Raw genomic sequence first — 19,223 nt, forward strand, 5'->3', positions numbered from 1 at the left:
GTCTACGGCAACCGGTGCCCTTCCCCGGGTTCGTGGTCCGGCTCCAGCGGCGGCGACGTCAGACCGCAGTGGGTGCGGCACTCGGCCTCCGCCGCCTCCTCCCCGCCCTGCGGATCGCGCACCGTCGCCAGCGCGATCAGCGCCCCCAGCACGAGCACCCCCGCACACATCGGCATCGCCCGCCGGAACGTCGCCCCGAACTCGGCCGCCGACCGGTAGGCCTCCGGCCCCATCCCGGCGAGCAGCGGCAGTGCCGCCACGGCGACGAGCCCGGCCGCGCGGGCCGCGGCGTTGTTGATGCCGGAGGCAAGACCGGCCCGCCCGGTGTCGACCGAGGCGAGGACGGTGGCGGTCAGCGGGGCGACCAGCGTCACCATCCCCATGCCCATCACCACGACCGCGGGCAGCACGTCCCGGACGTACGAGGCCCCCTCCCCGACCCGCAGCATCAGCAGCATTCCGGCCGCGCACAGCAGCGGCCCCACGGTGAGCGGCAGCCGCGGGCCGATCCGCTGGGCCAGTTCGCCGGAGCGGGCGGACAGGAACAGCATCAGCACCGTCGTGGGCAGCATGGCCGTACCGGCCTGGAGCGCGGAGTAGCCGGCGACCACCTGGAGCTGGAGGGCGGCCAGGAAGAAGAACCCGCTGAACGCCGCGTACACGCACAGCGTGACCACGTTGATCGCGGTGAACTGCCGCGAGGCGAAGAGCGTCAGCGGCATCATCGGATCGGTCCGGGTCCGCTCCACGTACAGGAACGCCGCCGCCACCAGCACCCCGAGCACGGCGCATCCGATGACGACCGGCGACGAGATACCGAGCCCCGGCGCCTCGATCAGCGCGTAGGTCACCAGGCCGAGCGCGAGGGCCGCCAGCACCGCCCCGAGCACGTCGAACCGGCCGTGCGCCTGCGGGTCCTTCGACTCCGGTACGTGCCGCAGGGCCACCGGTACGCACAGGGCCGCGAGCGGGACGTTCAGCAGGAACGCCCACCGCCACCCCGGTCCGTCGACCAGCCAGCCGCCCAGGAACGGGCCGATCGCGGCCCCGATGCCGCCGAGCCCGGACCACAGGCCGACCGCCCTGGCCCGGTCGTCCCGGTGGAAGGAGGCCTGGATGAGGGCGAGCGAGCCGGGGGTGAGCAGTGCGCCGCCGATGCCCTGGAGGGCGCGGGCGAGTACGAGCACCGTCGCGTTCGGCGCGAGCCCGCACAGCAGGGAGGCCGCGGCGAACCACACCACCCCGACGACGAACACCTTGCGGCGCCCGTAGCGGTCGCCGAGCGCCCCGCCCAGCAGGATCAGCCCGGCCAGGGTCAGCATGTACGCGTTGACGGTCCACTGGAGGCCGGCGAGGTCGGCGCCCAGGTCCTCGCCGATGCGCGGCAGCGCCACATTGACGATCGTCGAGTCGAGCATCGCCATGCTGGAACCGAGGACGGTGGTCAGCAGCACCCAGCGTCCGGGCCCGGTCCCGACCCTGAGCGCACCCGCGGTATCGGCCATACCCGCATGCTCCCCGCGCTCCCGGCCGAAGGCCAGTCCGGGGCACCGGACGGGTGCCCGCACACGGCGACGGGCCCGGCACGCCCCCCGCCGGGGGAGCGCACCGGGCCCGTCTCAAGCCGTCCCGCAGGGGGTTACTTCAGCTTGGTGCCCGTGGAACGCAGCGCGGCGCACGCCTCGACCACACGCGCGGCCATGCCCGCCTCGGCGGCCTTGCCCCAGGTGCGCGGGTCGTACTTCGACTTCGTGCCGACCTCGCCGTCGACCTTCAGCACCGCGTCGTAGTTGCGGAACATGTGGTCCACGACCGGGCGGGTGAAGGCGTACTGCGTGTCCGTGTCGAGGTTCATCTTCACGACGCCGTTCTCCAGCGCGGTGGCGATCTCCTCGGCGGTCGAGCCCGAGCCGCCGTGGAAGACGAAGTCGAACGGCGACGTCTTGCCGTACTTCGAGCCGACGCCCTCCTGGAGGTCCTTGAGGAGCTCCGGACGCAGCACGACGTTGCCCGGCTTGTAGACGCCGTGCACGTTGCCGAACGAGGCGGCCAGCAGGTAGCGGCCCTTCTCGCCCAGGCCCAGCGCCTCGGCGGTGCGCAGCGCGTCGTCGACGGTCGTGTACAGCTCGTCGTTGATCTCGTGGCTGACGCCGTCCTCCTCGCCGCCGGTCGGGGTGATCTCGACCTCAAGGATGATCTTGGCGGCGGCGGCCTTGGCCAGCAGCTCCTGGCCGATGGCCAGGTTGTCGGCCAGCGTCTCGGCCGAGCCGTCCCACATGTGCGACTGGAACAGCGGGTTCTCGCCGCGGGCGACGCGCTCGGCGGAGACGTCGAGCAGCGGGCGGACGTAGCCGTCCAGCTTGTCCTTGGGGCAGTGGTCCGTGTGCAGCGCGATCGTCACGTCGTACTTCGCGGCGACGATGTGGGCGAACTCGGCCAGCGCGACCGCACCGGTCACCATGTCCTTGTTGTGCTGGCCACCCAGGAACTCCGCACCACCGGTGGAGATCTGGACGATGCCGTCGCTCTCGGCCTCCGCGAAGCCGCGCAGCGCGGCGTGCAGGGTCTGGGACGAGGTCACGTTGATCGCCGGGTAGGCAAACTTGCCTGCCTTCGCCCGGTCGAGCATCTGGGCGTAGACCTCGGGGGTTGCGATGGGCATCTGTCCGCTCCTTGGGATATGCGGGTGTGCGTGCTGGTCCCTGACCTGGGGGCGACGTCATCGTCGCCGCCCATCTTTCCAGACTCTTCACGGGACTCCACCCGGCGGACGCCCGTGCCTCGTGTCCGGGAATGCGCGAAGGTCGACGTGTTTCACGTGAAACACGTCGACCTCAGACAAACACGCAGGTCAAAGCCTCGCAAGAGAAGGCCCGGGACCTAGGTCACAACTTCAGGCGAGATCCAGGTCCGCCAGCCGGTACCCGGTGAGGTACGGCAGACCCGCGCCGTCGATGGCCTTCTCGGCGCCCCGGTCGACGATCGTGGCAACCGCGACGACCTCACCGCCCGCCTCGCGGACCGCCTCGACGGCCGTCAGCGGGGAGCCGCCGGTGGTCGAGGTGTCCTCGACGACCAGGCAGCGGCGGCCCTTCACGTCGGTGCCCTCGATACGGCGCTGCATGCCGTGCGCCTTCTGGGCCTTGCGGACCACGAAGGCGTCCAGCCGCGCACCGCGCGCGGCGGAGGCGTGCAGCATCGAGGTGGCGACCGGGTCGGCGCCCAGGGTGAGGCCGCCGACGCAGTCGAAGTCGAGGTCGGCGGTCAGGTCGAGCATGACCTGACCCACCATCGGCGCCGCCTCGCCGTCCAGGGTGATCCGGCGCAGGTCGATGTAGTAGTCGGCCTCCAGACCCGAGGAGAGGGTCACCCTGCCGTGCACCACGGCCTTGTCCTTGATCTGCTGGAGCAGCTCAGCACGCACATCAGTCATGGTCACGAGCTTAAGCGCGCGCTACCCGAGCCTGCGCCACGACCAGGTCGTGGACGCCTCCAGCGGGTCCACCGGGGTGACCAGGCGCGGCAGGGTGTTCAGCCCGTTGGGCGGGCCCGTCTGGGGTTCGACGCAGACGGCCGCCGCCTGCTCGTCGTACACGACCACCCACTCCTCGCGGCTGGTCACCTTGATCTCCAGCTGTCCGGGCCAGGTCAGCGTGACGTCCACGCCGTCGGGCATCCCGAAGCAGTCGTCCCAGGGGCCGGGGCGGGGGTCGATACGGCGGCCGGTGGGGAGGTGGTCGTCGCCGCGCTCCTCCTGCCAGGCGGCGTCGAAGGCCAGCTCCACATCGGCGCCGGAGCCCAGGTTGCGCAGGAACCAGGGGTGCCATCCCACCTGCGCCGGGAAGGAGTTGTCGTACGTCTCGACGCCCATGGAGAGCGTGAGGGCGTCCGGGGTGAGCTCGAAGGTCTGGGTGACCCGGCCCGCGTACGGCCAGGGGCTGGTGAGGTCGTACGTGAACGAGGCCGACGCGGTGTCCCGGTGCGCGGTGCGCCAGCGGACGTCGCGGCCGGTGCCGTGGATGGCGTGCGGGGGCGAGTTCACCGGGAGTTGGTGGACCTTGTCGCCGTCGCGGAACTGTCCGTTCCCGGTCCGCCCGCACCAGGGCACCATCGGGAAGCTGCCGAAGTGCTTGCCGTTCTCGCTCTGTCGCAGCACTTCGGTGCCGCCGATGCGCAGGCTGTCGACCCGGCAGCCGTCGGCCGGGTCCACGGTCACCTCGACGTCGCCCGCGCTCAGCAGGACGCCGGAATCCTTCTTCTCTTCGCTACTCACGCCCCGACACTACTGGCGTCCGCCACCCGGACTACCTGCGACGGCGGAGCACCCGTCCGACGACCACCGCGGAAGCCACCGCGAGGGCGGCGGCGGGGGCGAGCCGGCGCAGCGTGAACGTGCCGGAGGAGGGCGCGGGCGCCATCACCGGGGCGTACCGCCCGCGCGGCGGCGCGTGGTCGACCTCCTCCGCGCTGCGGCCGATCATGGTGCGGCGGGCGTGCGCCGCCTCGGCGGGCGGGTCGTCGGGGAACGCGTCGGGCAGTTCGCCGGGAATCTCCGCGAGGGCCTCGCGCAGGGCCTCGTCCTCCTCCTCGCGGCCGGGGCCGCTGCCCGGCAGCGGGTCCTCGAAGGTCAGCTCCTCGTCGCTGAGCCGGTCGAGGGAGGGCGGCGGCACCTCGGTCTCGAAGACGGAGGCACGCGGCTCGGCGGGCGGGTCGGCGGGCGTGGGTGACGGCTCGTCGATCTCCGCGCGGGCGGCCTCGGCGGCAGCGTCGGATTCGCCGCTCCCGGCGGCACCGGCGGCCGGGGCAGCACCCGCGGCCGGGGCGGCACCCGCGATTCCGGCGGTCTCGGCCGCCGCCGAACTCAGCCGTTCCGCGAACCGGTCGAGCAGCCGGTGCACCGCGGACTCGACCGCCGGGGCGTCGAGTTCGGTGATCCGGCCGTCGCCGTGGGCGGTGCCGCTGAAGTGCAGCGCCGTACCGCCGTCGGCGGCCTCGGTACGCAGGGTCAGGGCGATCTTGACCGAGCCGTTGCCCCGGGCCTCGGTGCCTTCGCCGCCGACCACGAACGCGGATTCACCGCCCTCGGCCGCGGCGATGCTCAGCGCACCCCGGTAGGTGATGGTGTGGCCGCCGACCCGGACCTTCATCCGGCCGGTCAGCGGCGGGGACGTCTTGTCGGCGTCCTGCTGGAGGCCGGGCACACAGCGCGCGACCCGGGCGGGGTCGGCGAGCGTCTGCCGTACGGCCGCGGGCAGAACCGGAACGAACACCTCATGCTCCATGGTTCCCGAGCCTACTCACGCACGCCGGGTTCACACCCGACTCCGCGAGATCCGTGCGCCCGGGTCGACCGGAACTCCGGCACACCACGACCGCGGCGCCCGGTCCCTCACTTCGCGTACCGCGGATGCACCAGCGTGGAGGCGGGCAGGCCGGGGATGCGGGAGGCCTCCGCCGCGCGGGCGCCGGAGGCCAGCAGCGGCTCGGTCAGCGAGCGCAGCGCGGGGACGTCGGGGGCGAGGCCCAGCACCGGCCGGCTGCGGGCGGCCAGCACGAGACCCCAGTCGCGGGGTGCGGCGGCGTTGCCGGAGGGGCGGTCGGGGCCCGCGCTGAAGCCGGAGAGACGGCCGGTCGCGCAGTACGGGCGGGTGGCGAGGCCCGCCGCGCGGAGGCTGGCCTCGACGGTCCAGTACACCCGGGGGCGGACCGCGATCGGCCCGGCGTGCACGGCGATCCGGCCGTCCTCGGCCAGTACGCCCGCCGCCAGCCCGTAGAACTCCTGCGAGTAGAGCTTGGTGGCCGCGGTGATGCCGGGGTCGGGGAGGTCGGAGATCACCACGTCGTACGGGCGGGCGGCGAGCGGGGCGTCGCGCAGCCACTGGAACGCGTCCCCCTCGACGTAGGTCAGCCGGGGGTCCCGGTAGACGCCGCCGTTGAGGGCGACCAGCGCGGGATCGGTGCGGGCGAGCCCGGCCACCCCCTGGTCCAGGTCGACCAGGGTCACCGAGCGGACGTCCGGGTAGTTGAGCACCTCGCGGGCGGCCAGTCCGTCGCCGCCGCCCAGGATCAGGACGCGGGCGTGCGGGCCGCGCATCGCGGGGTGCACCAGCGCTTCGTGGTAGCGGTACTCGTCGCGGCCCGAGACCCGCAGCCGGCCGTCCAGGAACAGGTCGAGCGGGCCCCGGGTGCCCCCGGTGATGACGACCTCCTGCACGTCGGTCTGGACGGCGACCCGCACCCGGTCGCCGAAGACCGCGCGCCTGGCGGAGCGTTCGAAGTCGTCGACGAGGACGGTGGCGGTGGCGAGGAGGGCGAGGACGGCCACGTTCACCACCACCAGCAGCCAGCACTCCCGGCGGGTGAGGTCGCGGCGGAAGAGCCACAGGACGAGCGCGCCCCCGGCGGCCGTGTTGACGGCACCGGTGACCAGGGCGCCGGTCAGCTGGCCGAGCATCGGCAGCAGGAAGAACGGGAAGGCCAGCCCGCCGACCAGCGCCCCCACGTAGTCCGCGGCGAACAGATCGGCCACGTCCCCGCTGGTGTCGTCGCCCTCCGCGCCGGGGTCGCCGTCGCCCGCCGCGCGCGCCCGGTCCTGCCGTCCGATCCACTGGATCAGCGTCATCAGCAGGGGGATCTCGGCACCGATGAGCAGGCCGATGGCCAGCGAGAACGCCACCAGTACGTACCGCGCGCCGCCGAACCAGGCGAACGACGCGTACAGCAGCATCGCCGAACTCCCGCCGACCGCCGCGAGTCCCGCCTCCAGCAGCCCGAACCCGACGGCCGCCCGGCACCGGAGCCGCTTCGCGAGCAGTGAGCCGACGCCCATCGCGAACACCATCGTGGACAGCACGACGGACGCCTGGGTGACCGAGTCGCCGATCAGGTACGAGGCGAGGGCGACCAGCTCCAGCTCGTAGACCAGGCCGCAGGCGGCGCAGATGAACACCACGCCGAGCACCAGGAACCTGGCCGCCCGCGGACTCACCGGCAGCGGTGACGGCTTGCGGCCCCGGGGCGGCACACCACCGCGCGCGGGCGGCACCGCTCCCCCGCGCGGCACACCGGGCGGGGCGGCGGGGCCGGCGGAGCCGGGGCCGGCTGAGGCGGAGGCCGGTTGGATCATGATGGGAACGCTACGTCACGACATGCTTGCAATCTGTCACCCACAAGGGTGCAACTGGCGTGCGGGCGGCATACAACCCCGCACCACGATCCGGCGCACGGACACCCGCCCCGCCCCCGCCTCACGGGGAAAACGCGGGGAACACCCCCGCCTCACAGCGCGGCAGGCACCCGTTCCCCCGGGGCCGGGGTCGGCACCGCCGCCCGGACCCGCGTCCGCACCCGGGTCCTGGTCACCACCAGCTGCCCCTCCTGCGGGTAGGCGTGCCAGGTGCGCCAGCTGTACAGCCCGTCGCCCTTGTACCGGGCGAGCAGCGCGGTGAAGGCGTGCGGGCTGCCCGGAAACGTACCCGCGAGGCCGTTGGGGTGGTCCGCGACCAGCGCGAGGAGTTCCTGCGCGCGCCCCGCGAAGGCCGCTTCGGACAGGTTCTCCACCCGGGCGGCGAACTCGTAGTCCCACTCGCCCACCTGCTTGGAGACGCCCAGCGGCAACGGGGTCCTGCTCCCCGGGATGCAGGCCACGGTCTCCGAGCAGGAGCCGCCGCTGCGGTCGAGGATCACCTGGTGGGAGGCGCCGAGCAGACGCAACTGGAGTTTCGCTCCGGCCAGTTCCAGATCCAGTACGGCGAGGGCCGGCAACGGTTCCCGGCCGAGTGCCCAGGCCAGATCGGCGGCACACGTGTCGGTGTAGACGGTCTTGAGGGTCGTGAGCATGTGGGGGCTCCGCAAACACGCAGTGGGGGGTGGGCCAGGGACACGCCGGAGGAAGACGGAGTGGAGCTGGGGACCGCCCGCTCGGGTCCGCGAGGAACCGAGGGAATCCGGGGCCGGGGATTCCAGGGACGTTCAGGTCTTCCGGGGACTTCCGAGCCTGTGGACCTGCGAAATCTTCCGGTGACTTCTGTGGTCGAGGGGCCGACGGGGGCCCCTGGGGATCGCTGACGAATTTTCAACAGCGAGGGAATCATGAAGTGTGTCGCGCACCTAGCGTTTTTACCCAACTTGACTGGGTTTCCATCCCCCCGGGGGCCACACGGTTCATCTGTTCAACAAAAGGACGCCCGGCGGGAGTTAAGGGCAGTCGTTCGACCGACCCCTAATTCCGCCGGGCGTGCGGTACCGGTACGAAGGACCGGCAGCCCCGTGTCAGCTGCCTCCGCCGCACCCGCCACCGCCGCCGCCACCACCGCAGGAGGACCCGCCTCCGCAGGAGGAGCTGCCGCAGGACGAGGAGCTGCCGCAGCCCCCGCCACCGCCGCCCGAACCGCCGGCCCACCAGCTGTTGTTCTTCTTGCGGCGCGGCGCGCCCTTGCGGAGCGAGGTCCTGCGCTGGGCGGTCTGCTTCGACTTCCCCACCGCCATGAGGACGCAGACAAGGATCGCGGCCAGAATCACGAACCCGATGGTGGCCATGGGCCCTCACCGTCCTTCCGTTCCCCCGAAAGCGAAGAGTTCGCTTCTCGTCGCGAGCCGTCCGGCTCGCGTGACCGGGGGATTCCCGGACGCCACCGCGCCCAAAGCACACTTGAGCAAGTCCAGAGGTTCCGCGCAGGATGGCGCCATGACCTCCCCCTCCGGCAGTTCCGACGCGCCCCGCCCGCTCCTCAACCGCCGTCTCGCCGAGTTCGGGACGACGATCTTCGCCGAGATGTCGGCGCTGGCCGTCCGTACCGGTGCCATCAACCTCGGCCAGGGGTTCCCCGACGAGGATGGCCCCGAAGAGGTGCGCGAGGCGGCGGTACGGGCGCTGCGCGACGGCCGCGGCAACCAGTACCCGCCGGGCCCCGGCGTCCCTGAACTCCGTCACGCCATCGCCGCCCACCAGCAGCGCAGGTACGGCCTGGCGTTCGACCCGGACACCGAGGTGCTGGTCACCGCGGGCGCCACCGAGGCCATCGCCGCCGCCCTCCTCGCGCTGGTCGAACCGGGCGACGAGGTGATCGCCCTGGAGCCGTACTACGACAGCTACGCGGCCTGCATCGCGATGGCGGGCGGGCGCCGGGTCCCCGTCACCCTGCGTCCGCGCGACGGCGCGTACCACCTCGATCTCGACGAGCTGCGCGACGCGATCACCCCGCGCACCCGGCTGCTCCTGCTCAACACCCCGCACAACCCGACCGGAACCGTCCTCACCCGCGCCGAGCTGGCCGCGATCGCCGAACTGGCGGTGGAGCGCGATCTGCTGGTGGTCACGGACGAGGTGTACGAGCACCTGGTGTACGACGGCGAGCACGTGCCGCTCGCGTCCTTCCCCGGTATGCGGGAGCGCACGGCGACCATCTCGTCGAGCGGGAAGACGTTCTCCTTCACCGGCTGGAAGGTCGGCTGGGTGACCGGCGGGCGGGACATGGTGGCCGCCGTGCGGTCGGCGAAGCAGTTCCTGACGTACGTCTCGGCCGGGCCCTTCCAGTACGCCGTCGCCGAGGCGCTGGCCCTGCCCGACACGTACTTCGAGGGCCTGCGGGCCGAACTGGGAGCCCGCCGGGACCTGTTGGCGAACGGTCTCGCCGAGGCGGGCTTCGAGGTCTACCGCCCGGCCGGCACGTACTTCGTGACCACCGACATCCGCCCGCTGGGCGGCACCTCGGACGGCTTCGAATTCTGCCGGGAGCTGCCGGGCCGGGCCGGGGTCGTCGCCATCCCGAACGCGGTCTTCTACGACCACCGGGACGAGGGCGCGCCGTTCGTCCGCTTCGCGTTCTGCAAGAAGCGCGAGGTGCTGGAGGAGGCGGTGGGGCGGCTCAAGGGGCTGGGGCGTTGATGTTTCACGTGAAACGGCCGTATCCACCCGGACGGCCGACCAGGGCTCGCGCCCGGCGCCCGGGGCGATCAAGGTCGGGATGATGGCCGCCCCCGGCCGTCCCGCGTCCGCCCCGCGCCCGGAGGTAGCCCCGTGTCCGTCGGCACCGCCACTGTCGATACGACCGTTCCCGCCCAGGCGGTACGCCCCCCGGCCGCCGCGCCGGCGCGGGCCGCGCTCCGGCGGGCGGCACCCGCGCTCGGACTGTTCGCGGCGGCGCGGCTGACCGGGGCGCTGCTGATGGCGCTGTGGGCGTGGCGGACCGGGAAGTCGCCGCTGCGGCTGCTGGGCCAGTCCTGGGACTCGCTCTGGTACACCCGGATCGCCGAGCACGGCTACGGGTACACCTCGACCCTCGCGGACGGCGCGGTCGTCCAGAGCGACCTGGCGTTCTTCCCGCTGTACCCGGGGCTGATCCGGGCGGTGCACACCGTACTGCCGGTGACGCCGGGCGGTGCCGGGCTGCTGGTCTCCTGGACGTCCGCCGCTGCCGCCGCCTGGGGGATCTTCGCCGTCGTCGACCGGCTGTACGGCCGCCGCACCGCGACGCTGACCGTGCTGCTGTGGGGACTGCTGCCGCACTCGATCGTGCTGACGATGGCGTACACCGAGCCCTTGTTCGTGGCGCTCTGCGCGTGGGCGCTGTACGCGCTGCTGACGCGCCGCTGGCTGTGGGCGGGCGCCCTCGCCGTACTGGCGGGGCTGTCGCGGCCGAGCGCGGTCGCGCTGATCGCGGCCGTGGTGGTCACGGCGGGCTGGGAGCTGGTGCGGACGCGGGGGCGCGCGGGCCGGCGGGTGTGGGCCGGGGCGGCCCTCGCGCCGCTCGGCTGGGTCGCGTACGTACTGCGGGTCGGCATGGTCAAGGGCGATCCGCTCGGCGGCTACTTCGCCGTGCAGGCGGACTGGTCCTCGCGCTTCGACTTCGGCATCGGGGCGCTGCGCTTCGTGCGGCACCTGGTCAGTGCTCCGGAGCTGTTCGCGTTTTCGATGTCGCTGGTGATCGTGGGTGCGGCGGTGCTGCTGCTGGCCCTGCTGGTGTGCGGGTCGCAGCGCCGGCCGCCGCTTCCGCTGCTGGTCTTCACGGGCGTGCTCGTGGTCATCGTGCTCGGCGGGGCCGGCTTCTTCGAGTCCAAGCCGCGTTTCCTGCTGCCCGCCTTCCCGCTGCTGCTGCCGCTGGCCTGCGCGCTGGCGCGGACCCGGCGCAGGACGGCGGCCGTGGTGCTCACCGCCCTGGCCGGGGTGTCGATGGCCTACGGGACGTACCTGGTCACGGTCGCCCCGGTGCCGGTGTGACGGAGCCGCGCGAGCGCGCACCACGTCTCCGGTCTCCGGGCCGCCCGTCCCCGCCCCACCGGTCTCACGGGGACGGGATCGGCGCCTGCATGTGTTCGCTGATCCACTGGATGGAGCCCTCCGCCATGCCCTGCACATAGGTCTTGGCGTTGTGGCTGCCGTTCTGGATCACATTGATCCTGGTCTTGACCTGGCCCTTTCCGTACTTCTCGGCGAACTTGCGGGTGTTGGCCGCGCCCGCCTCCCTGCTGCCGGTCTGGAAGGCCAGATAGACGTCCTTCGCGGGGTCGGCGGGCCTGGCGGAGAGCGCGGCGGCCAGCCGTTCGGGGTCGTTGGCGCGGCGCTCGGCCTCGTGGCCGTTCCACAGCGGGGAGTCCGGGACAGTGTCGGGGCCCGAGGCGATCACGGCCTTGAACTTCTCCGGGTGCTTCAGCACGGACTTGAGGCCGACGAAGGCACCGGACGAGGAGCCCATGAACGCCCAGCCGTCGCGCGACTTGAAGGTGCGGAAGTTGGCCCGGACGAAGTCCGGCACGTCCTCCGTCATCCAGGTGCCCATCTTCGCCTGGCCCGGGATGTCGCTGCCGTCGTAGTAGTGGGTCGCGTCCGGGTTCAGCACGGGCATCACCACGACGAACGGCAGGCTCTTCCGCTCCTTCGACCAGGCGGCGATGCTGCTCTGGAGCTTGAGGTCGGTGCCCATCCAGTAGTTGTTGGGATATCCGTTGCCGCCGGGCAGGGCGATCAGTACGGGAAAGCCACTCTGCGCGTACCGGGGGTCGAAGTACTGCTTGGGCGCCCACACCCAGACCTTGCCCGTGAAGCCGGACTTCTTTCCGGCGAGGGTGGTGACGGCGATCTTCGTGCCGTCGGATATCGAGTTCTGGGTGGTGAACTCGGCCTTCGGCCCGGTCGGCAGCTGCGTCTTGCGCGCCGCCTCGGACTGGGGCTCCCCCGGCTTCGGCGCGGGCGCGTCCCCGTCGTCCCCCGTGCCCATCGCCCCGCCCTCCGGCCCGAAGGAGACCGGGTCGCCCTGCTCGAACCAGCCGGTGCGGTACGCCCAGGAGCCCGCCACGCCGAGACAGGCCCCGAACAGCACGCTGACCACCACCAGCAGCACCAGCCAGATCCGGGACCGCCGCCTGCGGGGCGCCTGCTGCGACGGACCCGGCTGCGGCGGACCCGGCTGAGGATGCCCCGGCTGCGGAAAAGCCTGCTGCGGAGGGGCCTGCTGGGGGAATCCCTGCCGCGGAGGGGACTGCTGCGGGTGCCCCTGGGGCGGGGGCGGCGGCCAGGACGCGGGGCTGCCGAGCTGATTCATGGAAGCTCCTGGGTCGGGGGGCAGGCCGGTGGGGAAAAATCGTTCGATCGCGCCCAAGGAGAGGGAAATTCCCTCCTCGGGGTTGGCTCCCGCACCCGATCCGGTGTGCTGCCCGCACCCAATCCGGTGTTCCGCCCGCACCCGATCCCGTCCGCCGCCCGCGCGAATTCCTGCCCGCGCCCGCGCGAATCCCGCACGGCAGCCCCCGCGGGAACGACGAAAGCCCGGCCGTTCGGGCCGGGCTTTCGTCGTGCTGCTTCAGGGGTGACGCGTCCGGGAAAGGGACCCGAGGCTTCAGGCCTCTTCGCCCTTGTCGCCGTCCTTGTCGTCGCCCTCGACCGAGGAGTCGACGTCCTTCTCCAGGCCGAGCTGCTCGACGACCCACTTGTCGAACTCGATGGAGGCACGGACCCAGCTCACCGTGGAGGACACGAAGTGCTCCAGGGAGACGCCGGTGCCGATCAGCATCTGGGCCTCGCCGATGAGGCGCACGGAGCCGTCGTCGTGGGTGTGGCTGTAGACCTTCGGCCACAGGGTGCGGCGGTTCCAGTCGTCGAGGAGCTCCAGGAGCTGGAGCTTGTCGTCGATGCTGTGCGGCCGGTCGTAGAACGTCCGTACCGAGAAGACCTGCTGGTCGTCCTCGCCGCGGAACATGAAGTACGTGCGGAATTCCTCCCACGGCGCCGCGAGGTCACCCTCGTCGTCGACGACGTACTTCAGCTCCATCTGGTCGAGAAGCTGCTTGACCAGGTCCTGGTCGGGGACGACGGGGCCCGCCGGTCCCTCGGGCTGCGGTTCGGGCTGTCCCCCGAAATTCGGAATCGAGGACGGGTCGATGCTCACCGTGTATTTCCCTTCGTACGGTTCCGGTCATCCTCTCCCATCCCGGGAGGGTGAACGCAACCCCCGCAGGGCGCGATCCGCTGCGGGCTTAGAGAACGCCGCGAATCGCACCCTTGGGCAGTCATTGCACCCCTTACAGCTTCTTCTCCGTGGAGACCTCCGTGGAGATTGCTCCGGCGCCGGTCGCCGGGCCCACGAGCAGGTCGTCCCCGACCCGCTCGACCCGCACCGTGTCGCCGTCCTTGACCTCGCCCGCCAGGATCTCCTTGGCCAGCCGGTCGCCGATGGCGGTCTGGATGAGGCGGCGCAGCGGCCGGGCGCCGTACGCCGGGTCGTTGCCCTCCTCGGCCAGCCAGGCCAGGGCGTCGGGGGTGACGTCCAGGGTGAGCTGCCGGTCGGCGAGCCGCTTGGCGAGCCGGCCGATCTGGAGCTCGGCGATGTGCGCCAGCTCTTCCTTGTCCAGGGCGGAGAAGACCACCAGGTCGTCGAGCCGGTTCAGGAACTCCGGCTTGAAGGAGGACCGTACGACCTCCAGGACCTGCTGCTTCTTGACGTCCTCGGCGGTCGCCGGGTCCATCAGGTACTGGCTGCCCAGGTTGGAGGTCAGGATCAGGATGGTGTTGCGGAAGTCCACCGTCCGGCCCTGGCCGTCGGTGAGCCGGCCGTCGTCCAGGACCTGGAGGAGCACGTCGAAGACCTCGGGGTGGGCCTTCTCGACCTCGTCGAGGAGTACGACGCTGTACGGGCGCCGGCGCACGGCCTCGGTGAGCTGGCCGCCCTCCTCGTACCCGACGTAGCCGGGCGGGGCGCCGACCAGACGGGCCACGCTGTGCTTCTCGCCGTACTCGCTCATGTCGATGCGGACCATGGCCCGCTCGTCGTCGAAGAGGAAGTCCGCGAGCGCCTTCGCCAGTTCGGTCTTGCCGACACCGGTCGGACCCAGGAACAGGAAGGACCCGGTGGGCCGGTCGGGGTCGGCGATGCCGGCCCGGGTGCGGCGCACGGCGTCGGAGACCGCCTGCACGGCCTCGGTCTGTCCGATCAGCCGCCTGCCCAGCTCGGACTCCATGCGCAGCAGCTTCTGCGTCTCGCCCTCCAGGAGGCGGCCCGCCGGAATGCCGGTCCACGATCCGACGACGTCGGCGATGTCGTCCGGCCCGACCTCCTCCTTGACCATGGTGTCGACCTCGCGGACCTCCGCCTCGGCCTCGGCGGCCTCCTCCAGCTCGCGCTCCAGGCCGGGGATCTCCCCGTACAGCAGCTTGGAGGCGGTGTCGAAGTCGCCGTCGCGCTGGGCGCGCTCGGCGGTGCCGCGCAGTTCGTCGAGCTTCTCCTTCAGCTCACCGACCCGGTTGAGGCCCTGCTTCTCCTTCTCCCAGCGGGCGTTCAGACCGCGCAGCTCCTCCTCCTTGTCGGCGAGGTCGCGGCGCAGCTTCTCCAGGCGCTGCACGGAACCGGCGTCGGTCTCGTTCTTCAGCGCCAGCTCCTCCATCTTGAGCCGGTCCACCGACCGCTGGAGCTCGTCGATCTCGACGGGCGAGGAGTCGATCTCCATCCGCAGCCGGGAGGCCGCCTCGTCGACGAGGTCGATGGCCTTGTCGGGCAGGAAGCGGGAGGTGATGTACCGGTCGGACAGGGTCGCGGCGGCGACCAGCGAGGAGTCCGCGATCTGCACCTTGTGGTGCGCCTCGTAACGGCCCTTGAGGCCGCGCAGGATCGCGATGGTGTCCTCGACGGACGGCTCGGCGACCAGCACCTGCTGGAAGCGCCGCTCCAGCGCCGGGTCCTTCTCGATGCGCTCGCGGTACTCGTCGAGGGTCGTCGCACCGACCATGCGCAGCTCGCCGCGCGCCAGCATCGGCTTGAGCATGTTGCCCGCGTCCATGGCGGAGTCGCCGCCCGCGCCGGCGCCGACCACCGTGTGCAGCTCGTCGATGAACGTGATGATCTGCCCGTCGCTCTCCTTGATCTCGGAGAGGACGGTCTTCAGCCGCTCCTCGAACTCGCCGCGGTACTTGGCGCCCGCGACCATCGCGCCGAGGTCCAGCGACACCAGCCGCTTGTTCTTCAGCGACTCGGGCACGTCGCCCTTGACGATGCGCTGGGCGAGTCCCTCGACGACGGCGGTCTTGCCGACACCGGGCTCGCCGATGAGGACGGGGTTGTTCTTGGTACGGCGGGACAGCACCTGCACCACGCGGCGGATCTCCTGGTCACGGCCGATGACCGGGTCCAGCTTGCCCTCGCGCGCGGCGGCCGTGAAGTCGGTGCCGAACTTCTCCAGGGCCTTGTACTGGCCCTCCGGGTCCGGAGTGGTCACCCGGCGCCCTCCCCTGCTCTTCTCGAATGCGTCGAGCAGCTGCTCCGCGCTCGCGCCCTGGTTCTTCAGTACGTCGGCGGCCTGGCCGCCCTTGGCCGCGATGCCGATGAGCAGGTGCTCGGTCGACAGGTACTCGTCGCCCAGCTCCTTCGCGCGCTGCCCGGCGTCCGCGACGACGGCCAGCAGATCACGGTTGGGCTGCGGTGGCGAGACCGTGGAGCCGGTCACGCTGGGGAGCGCGGCGAGCAGGCGTTCGGCCCCGGCGCGCACCGCCGCCTGGTCGGCCTCGACGGAGGCGAGCAGGTCGACGATGTTCTCGTTGTCCTGGCCCTCCAGCAGTGCGAGCAGCAGATGCGCGGGGGTCAGATCGGGGTGGCCGTCGGTGACGGCCCGCTGGGTGGCCGCGTTGATCGCGTCCCGGCTCCTGTTGGTCAGCTCGGCTTCCACGTCCGCTCTCTCCTCCTATGCGCCGGCAGTGACACAGCTACGGCGGTAGCTGCTACCAAGTCCTATGACTCTTCCAACGTGCACAAAGTTGAGTCTATTCCACTCAGCTTTGCTCGGCGCGCACCGGGCTAATCTGCCGGGCATGGCCATCGACCCACGCGACCCGAACCCCGAGTACCTCGCCTTCTGGACCGGGTACCACTTCTCCACTCTGACCACTCACCGTCCGGACGGCACCCCGCACGTGGTGCCCGTGGGAGTGACCTACGACCCGGTCGCGGGCACGGCATGGGTGACGGCCGACGGGAACAGCAAGAAGGTCCGCAACGTCCTGGCCGCGGGCGAGGAGGGGGCACTCGCGGCGGTCTGCCAGGTGATCGGCTCGAAGTGGGCCACGCTGGAGGGCCGGGCCAGGGTCCGCAGGGAACCGGAGGCGATCGAGGAGGCGGTACGGCGCTACAGCGAGCGCTACCGCCCGGCCAGGGTCAACCCGAACCGGGTACTGATCGAGATCACCCTCACCCGGGCGATGGGCAACGCGGGCAACCCGCCGAAGAAGGCGGCGGCCCCGGCGCCCCGGGTGGAACAGGCCCGGTAGGAGGACAGCACAGCGGCGCCCTCGTGTTCAGGTTCACGAGGACGCCGCTGTGTGGGGGAAGCGCCTGAGCGATTGGTGACGACGGGGGAATCGCTTCAGGCACTGCGGGGGGTGGCTTGTGCGGTCCGCGGTGCGGACCCCGAGGCGGGGCGCGAGGCACTGCCCGCTTCGAAGACGACGTGGTCGGACTTGTCGAGGTTCACGAAGATGTTGCCGTACCGAATCTCACACCGGATGGGCTGCGGCGCCCCCCGGGGCTTGCGGAGGCACCGGTAGGCCCGGACGTCCTCGTCCTGCTCGCGAACGATCAGGATCGGTTCTCCGAAGAGGGTCACCATCAGCGAGTCGCCGGCCTCGGGGACGGCCGAAACGAGATCGATGAGGTGCCAGCCGCCCCGGATCACCCGGGCCATCTCACGCCTGAACGACGGGTCGTCCGACGGCATGTCAAACAGCCTTGTTGTTACGGGGAGCAACGCCCCAGCCGAGGTCGCCCTTACCAGCGTACGGTCCGGCTGCGAATCCCCAGCCGAGGTCCGCACTGACCGTCTGCGCGCGACCCCAGCCGAGGTCCGGCTCCGCTGCCTGCGCACTGTTCAAGCCAGCACCCACTCCGAGCGCAAGCGCCGCAGTGGTAGCGGCGACAAGCACTGAGCGAAGCATTCTCTTACGCATAGTCGGCTTCGTCCTCACTTGGTGGTCTTCCTCAGCCCCGTGATGAAGACGATGGCCTATTCAGGCACGTCAACACCACCGGGGCGATGCATCATGTTCCTGTACGTTCAGGACCCTGGGGGGTGGACATATGGGCGCAAAGGGGGAGATACCGACACATCCCCACGACGTGACCAGCTTGTGCGACGACGGTGCGCGGCTTTACGCCACCGCCCTGCGCACCGGACGCATAGGCCGGGTCGATGTCCAGTCGGCGCCCTGTCTGATGGAGTTCGCGCTCCTGCATCCCGATCCGGACGACGCGAACTGGCTCCGCCCGGTTCCGCCGTCGACCGCGCTCGGCCAGCTTCTGCATCCGCTGGAGAAAGAAATACAGGATCGCAGACTGCTGACCGTTCAACTTTCCGATGCTTTCGAGCCTTTCCTCGCGCTCAGCGCCCAGACGTCGGCGACCACCCACGCCATCACCGTGCTGGAGGGCATCAACCGGATCAACGCCACGCTGGATCTGGCCGCCGCGGAGTGCCAGGTGGAGGTGCTGACGATCCAGCCGGGAGGCGGCCGGCGCGAGGACATCCTGGAGCAGGGCCTGGAGCGCGGCAAACCCCTGGTCGACCGGGGCGTTTCCATGCGCACGCTCTACCAGCACACGGTCCGGCACAGCCAGGGCACGCTGGCGTACGCGGAGCGGATGGCAGAGGCGAAGGTGGAGATCCGGACCCTCGAAGAGCTCGTCGACCGGCTGTTCATCTTCGACAGGTCGGTCGCCTTCATCCCGGTCAGCGACGACCAGGAAATAGCCCTCGAACTGCGCCACCCGGCCCTCGTCAACTACCTGGCCCAGGTGTTCGAACAGTTTTGGCAGCGCGCGGTCCCGCTCCTGGAGCCGGTCTCCTACGACCCCACTCCGGCCGGTATCTCCGGTGTGCAGCGCTCCATCGCGAAACTGCTGGTGGAGGGGTACGTGGACGAGGCCATCGCACGCCGCCTCGGCATGAACGTCCGCACCTGCCGGGCCCACATCGCCAAACTCGCCGCCGCACTGGGCAGTGGCAGCCGCGCACAGCTGGGCTATCTGATCGCCCGCTCGAACATCCTCGACGCCTAGGAAGCGACCGCCGGGCGGGGGTGATTCCTCCCTCCTGCCCGGCCCGGCCCACCACCGGAACCTCCACACACACCGCCCCTGGCACACCCAGTACTGCCACCACACCCACCCCTTTACAGCGAGGTTTGGCGCGCCGGGTGCCACTCGGTGGGGTGATCAACGCGCACCATTGGACACAGAGTGCGACCGTACGGCTACCTTCAGTGGCGAACCGCTCGACGTCGCAGCTCAGCACCCCTGGGCGCGACCCGTCATGCCACAAGGAGTTGCCGCACATGATGCGCAGGACACCTCGCCTGATCGCCACCGCCGTCACCGCGGGCGCCGCCCTGTTCGCCCTCGCCGCGTCCACCGGCGCGAGCGCCGCCCCCGCGGCCCCGGCCCCCGTCACGGCGGCCCACAAGATCAACCTGGTCTGCACGGTCAACGACGACGGCGTCAACTTCCGGGGCGGCCCGGGTCCCGAGTACGGCGTCATGGGCCAGGTCAACCGCGGCCAGAACATGAACTACCACGGCACGCAGGGCAACTGGGTCATGGGCGACCTGTGGGGCGGCCCCACCGGCGTCTGGATCCACACCGCGTACCTGGACAACTGCTAGTAGTGCTTGGTCATGTGGGATCTGTGATGGCGTGTCTTCTTGATCGGCGGTGTCGTTGACTGGATGTGCTGAGTGAGGAGTTGGCTGCGGT

17 protein-coding genes are annotated in these 19,223 nt (G+C 71.2%); 5 read left to right on the top strand and 12 right to left on the bottom strand.

Translation table 11 applies throughout. The features are described 5' to 3' along the window. Positions 1 to 2 precede the first annotated feature (2 nt). The 8 genes from ACFYVL_RS28505 to ACFYVL_RS28540 form a co-directional block, all read right to left on the bottom strand. The gene (locus tag ACFYVL_RS28505) at positions 3 to 1,505 is read right to left on the bottom strand and encodes an MFS transporter (RefSeq protein ID WP_389249740.1); all 1,503 of its coding nucleotides are present in this window, start codon (positions 1,503 to 1,505) and stop codon (positions 3 to 5) included. 134 nt (positions 1,506 to 1,639) lie between these two features. Beyond that, the gene (gene fbaA / locus ACFYVL_RS28510) at positions 1,640 to 2,662 is read right to left on the bottom strand and encodes a class II fructose-bisphosphate aldolase (protein WP_389249742.1); all 1,023 of its coding nucleotides are present in this window, start codon (positions 2,660 to 2,662) and stop codon (positions 1,640 to 1,642) included. Positions 2,663 to 2,893: 231 nt separating this feature from the next. Beyond that, positions 2,894 to 3,433 carry an orotate phosphoribosyltransferase gene (gene pyrE / locus ACFYVL_RS28515; protein ID WP_389249744.1) on the bottom strand — a complete coding sequence of 180 codons (540 nt, stop codon included), beginning with the start codon at positions 3,431 to 3,433 and terminating at the stop codon, positions 2,894 to 2,896. A gap of 21 nt (positions 3,434 to 3,454) precedes the next feature. After that, positions 3,455 to 4,273, bottom strand: a complete 819-nt coding sequence (locus tag ACFYVL_RS28520; protein WP_389249746.1) for an aldose 1-epimerase — start codon at positions 4,271 to 4,273, stop codon at positions 3,455 to 3,457. A gap of 31 nt (positions 4,274 to 4,304) precedes the next feature. Beyond that, positions 4,305 to 5,282 carry an SRPBCC domain-containing protein gene (locus tag ACFYVL_RS28525; protein ID WP_389249747.1) on the bottom strand — a complete coding sequence of 326 codons (978 nt, stop codon included), beginning with the start codon at positions 5,280 to 5,282 and terminating at the stop codon, positions 4,305 to 4,307. A gap of 107 nt (positions 5,283 to 5,389) precedes the next feature. Then, entirely contained in the window at positions 5,390 to 7,126 is a 1,737-nt protein-coding gene (locus ACFYVL_RS28530; RefSeq protein WP_389249749.1) for a polyamine aminopropyltransferase, read from the bottom strand. A gap of 152 nt (positions 7,127 to 7,278) precedes the next feature. Continuing rightward, on the bottom strand, positions 7,279 to 7,839 hold the full coding sequence (locus ACFYVL_RS28535) for a DUF2617 family protein (protein WP_389249751.1): 561 nt from the start codon (positions 7,837 to 7,839) through the stop codon (positions 7,279 to 7,281). A gap of 432 nt (positions 7,840 to 8,271) precedes the next feature. After that, a complete protein-coding gene (locus ACFYVL_RS28540; protein ID WP_389249753.1) occupies positions 8,272 to 8,538 on the bottom strand; it encodes a hypothetical protein in 267 nt (88 codons plus the stop codon). 148 nt (positions 8,539 to 8,686) lie between these two features. On the opposite strand from ACFYVL_RS28540, the gene ACFYVL_RS28545 reads away from it, so the two are divergent. Both ACFYVL_RS28545 and ACFYVL_RS28550 read left to right on the top strand, forming a co-directional pair. Continuing rightward, complete coding sequence (locus ACFYVL_RS28545; RefSeq protein ID WP_389249755.1) at positions 8,687 to 9,886, top strand: pyridoxal phosphate-dependent aminotransferase; 1,200 nt, start codon at positions 8,687 to 8,689, stop codon at positions 9,884 to 9,886. A 132-nt stretch (positions 9,887 to 10,018) separates the two neighbouring features. Next, positions 10,019 to 11,218: a hypothetical protein gene (locus ACFYVL_RS28550; protein ID WP_389249757.1), complete on the top strand. Its 1,200-nt coding sequence runs from the start codon at positions 10,019 to 10,021 to the stop codon at positions 11,216 to 11,218. 64 nt (positions 11,219 to 11,282) lie between these two features. Here ACFYVL_RS28550 and ACFYVL_RS28555 read toward each other — a convergent pair whose 3' ends face one another. The 3 genes from ACFYVL_RS28555 to clpB all read right to left on the bottom strand — a co-directional run bounded on the left by ACFYVL_RS28555 (position 11,283) and on the right by clpB (position 16,149). Further along, on the bottom strand, positions 11,283 to 12,539 hold the full coding sequence (locus ACFYVL_RS28555) for an alpha/beta hydrolase (RefSeq protein ID WP_389249759.1): 1,257 nt from the start codon (positions 12,537 to 12,539) through the stop codon (positions 11,283 to 11,285). 294 nt (positions 12,540 to 12,833) lie between these two features. Next, positions 12,834 to 13,382: a YbjN domain-containing protein gene (locus ACFYVL_RS28560; protein WP_389249761.1), complete on the bottom strand. Its 549-nt coding sequence runs from the start codon at positions 13,380 to 13,382 to the stop codon at positions 12,834 to 12,836. A 133-nt stretch (positions 13,383 to 13,515) separates the two neighbouring features. Then, positions 13,516 to 16,149, bottom strand: coding sequence for an ATP-dependent chaperone ClpB (gene clpB / locus ACFYVL_RS28565; RefSeq protein WP_389249762.1), 2,634 nt, complete (start codon positions 16,147 to 16,149; stop codon positions 13,516 to 13,518). Positions 16,150 to 16,291: 142 nt separating this feature from the next. On the opposite strand from clpB, the gene ACFYVL_RS28570 reads away from it, so the two are divergent. Then, positions 16,292 to 16,747: a pyridoxamine 5'-phosphate oxidase family protein gene (locus ACFYVL_RS28570; protein ID WP_389249764.1), complete on the top strand. Its 456-nt coding sequence runs from the start codon at positions 16,292 to 16,294 to the stop codon at positions 16,745 to 16,747. Positions 16,748 to 16,842: 95 nt separating this feature from the next. Here the strand turns inward: ACFYVL_RS28570 and ACFYVL_RS28575 are convergent, their stop codons facing one another. Then, positions 16,843 to 17,193, bottom strand: coding sequence for a (2Fe-2S)-binding protein (locus ACFYVL_RS28575; RefSeq protein WP_389249766.1), 351 nt, complete (start codon positions 17,191 to 17,193; stop codon positions 16,843 to 16,845). Between the two features lie 359 nt (positions 17,194 to 17,552). Between ACFYVL_RS28575 and ACFYVL_RS28580 the strand changes: the two genes are divergently transcribed. Both ACFYVL_RS28580 and ACFYVL_RS28585 read left to right on the top strand, forming a co-directional pair. Continuing rightward, the gene (locus tag ACFYVL_RS28580) at positions 17,553 to 18,530 is read left to right on the top strand and encodes a helix-turn-helix transcriptional regulator (protein WP_389249767.1); all 978 of its coding nucleotides are present in this window, start codon (positions 17,553 to 17,555) and stop codon (positions 18,528 to 18,530) included. A 275-nt stretch (positions 18,531 to 18,805) separates the two neighbouring features. After that, the gene (locus ACFYVL_RS28585; protein ID WP_389249769.1) at positions 18,806 to 19,132 is read left to right on the top strand and encodes an SH3 domain-containing protein; all 327 of its coding nucleotides are present in this window, start codon (positions 18,806 to 18,808) and stop codon (positions 19,130 to 19,132) included. Positions 19,133 to 19,223 lie beyond the last annotated feature (91 nt).

The organism is Streptomyces sp. NPDC004111 (genome assembly GCF_042874215.1).
GTDB lineage: Bacteria > Actinomycetota > Actinomycetes > Streptomycetales > Streptomycetaceae > Streptomyces.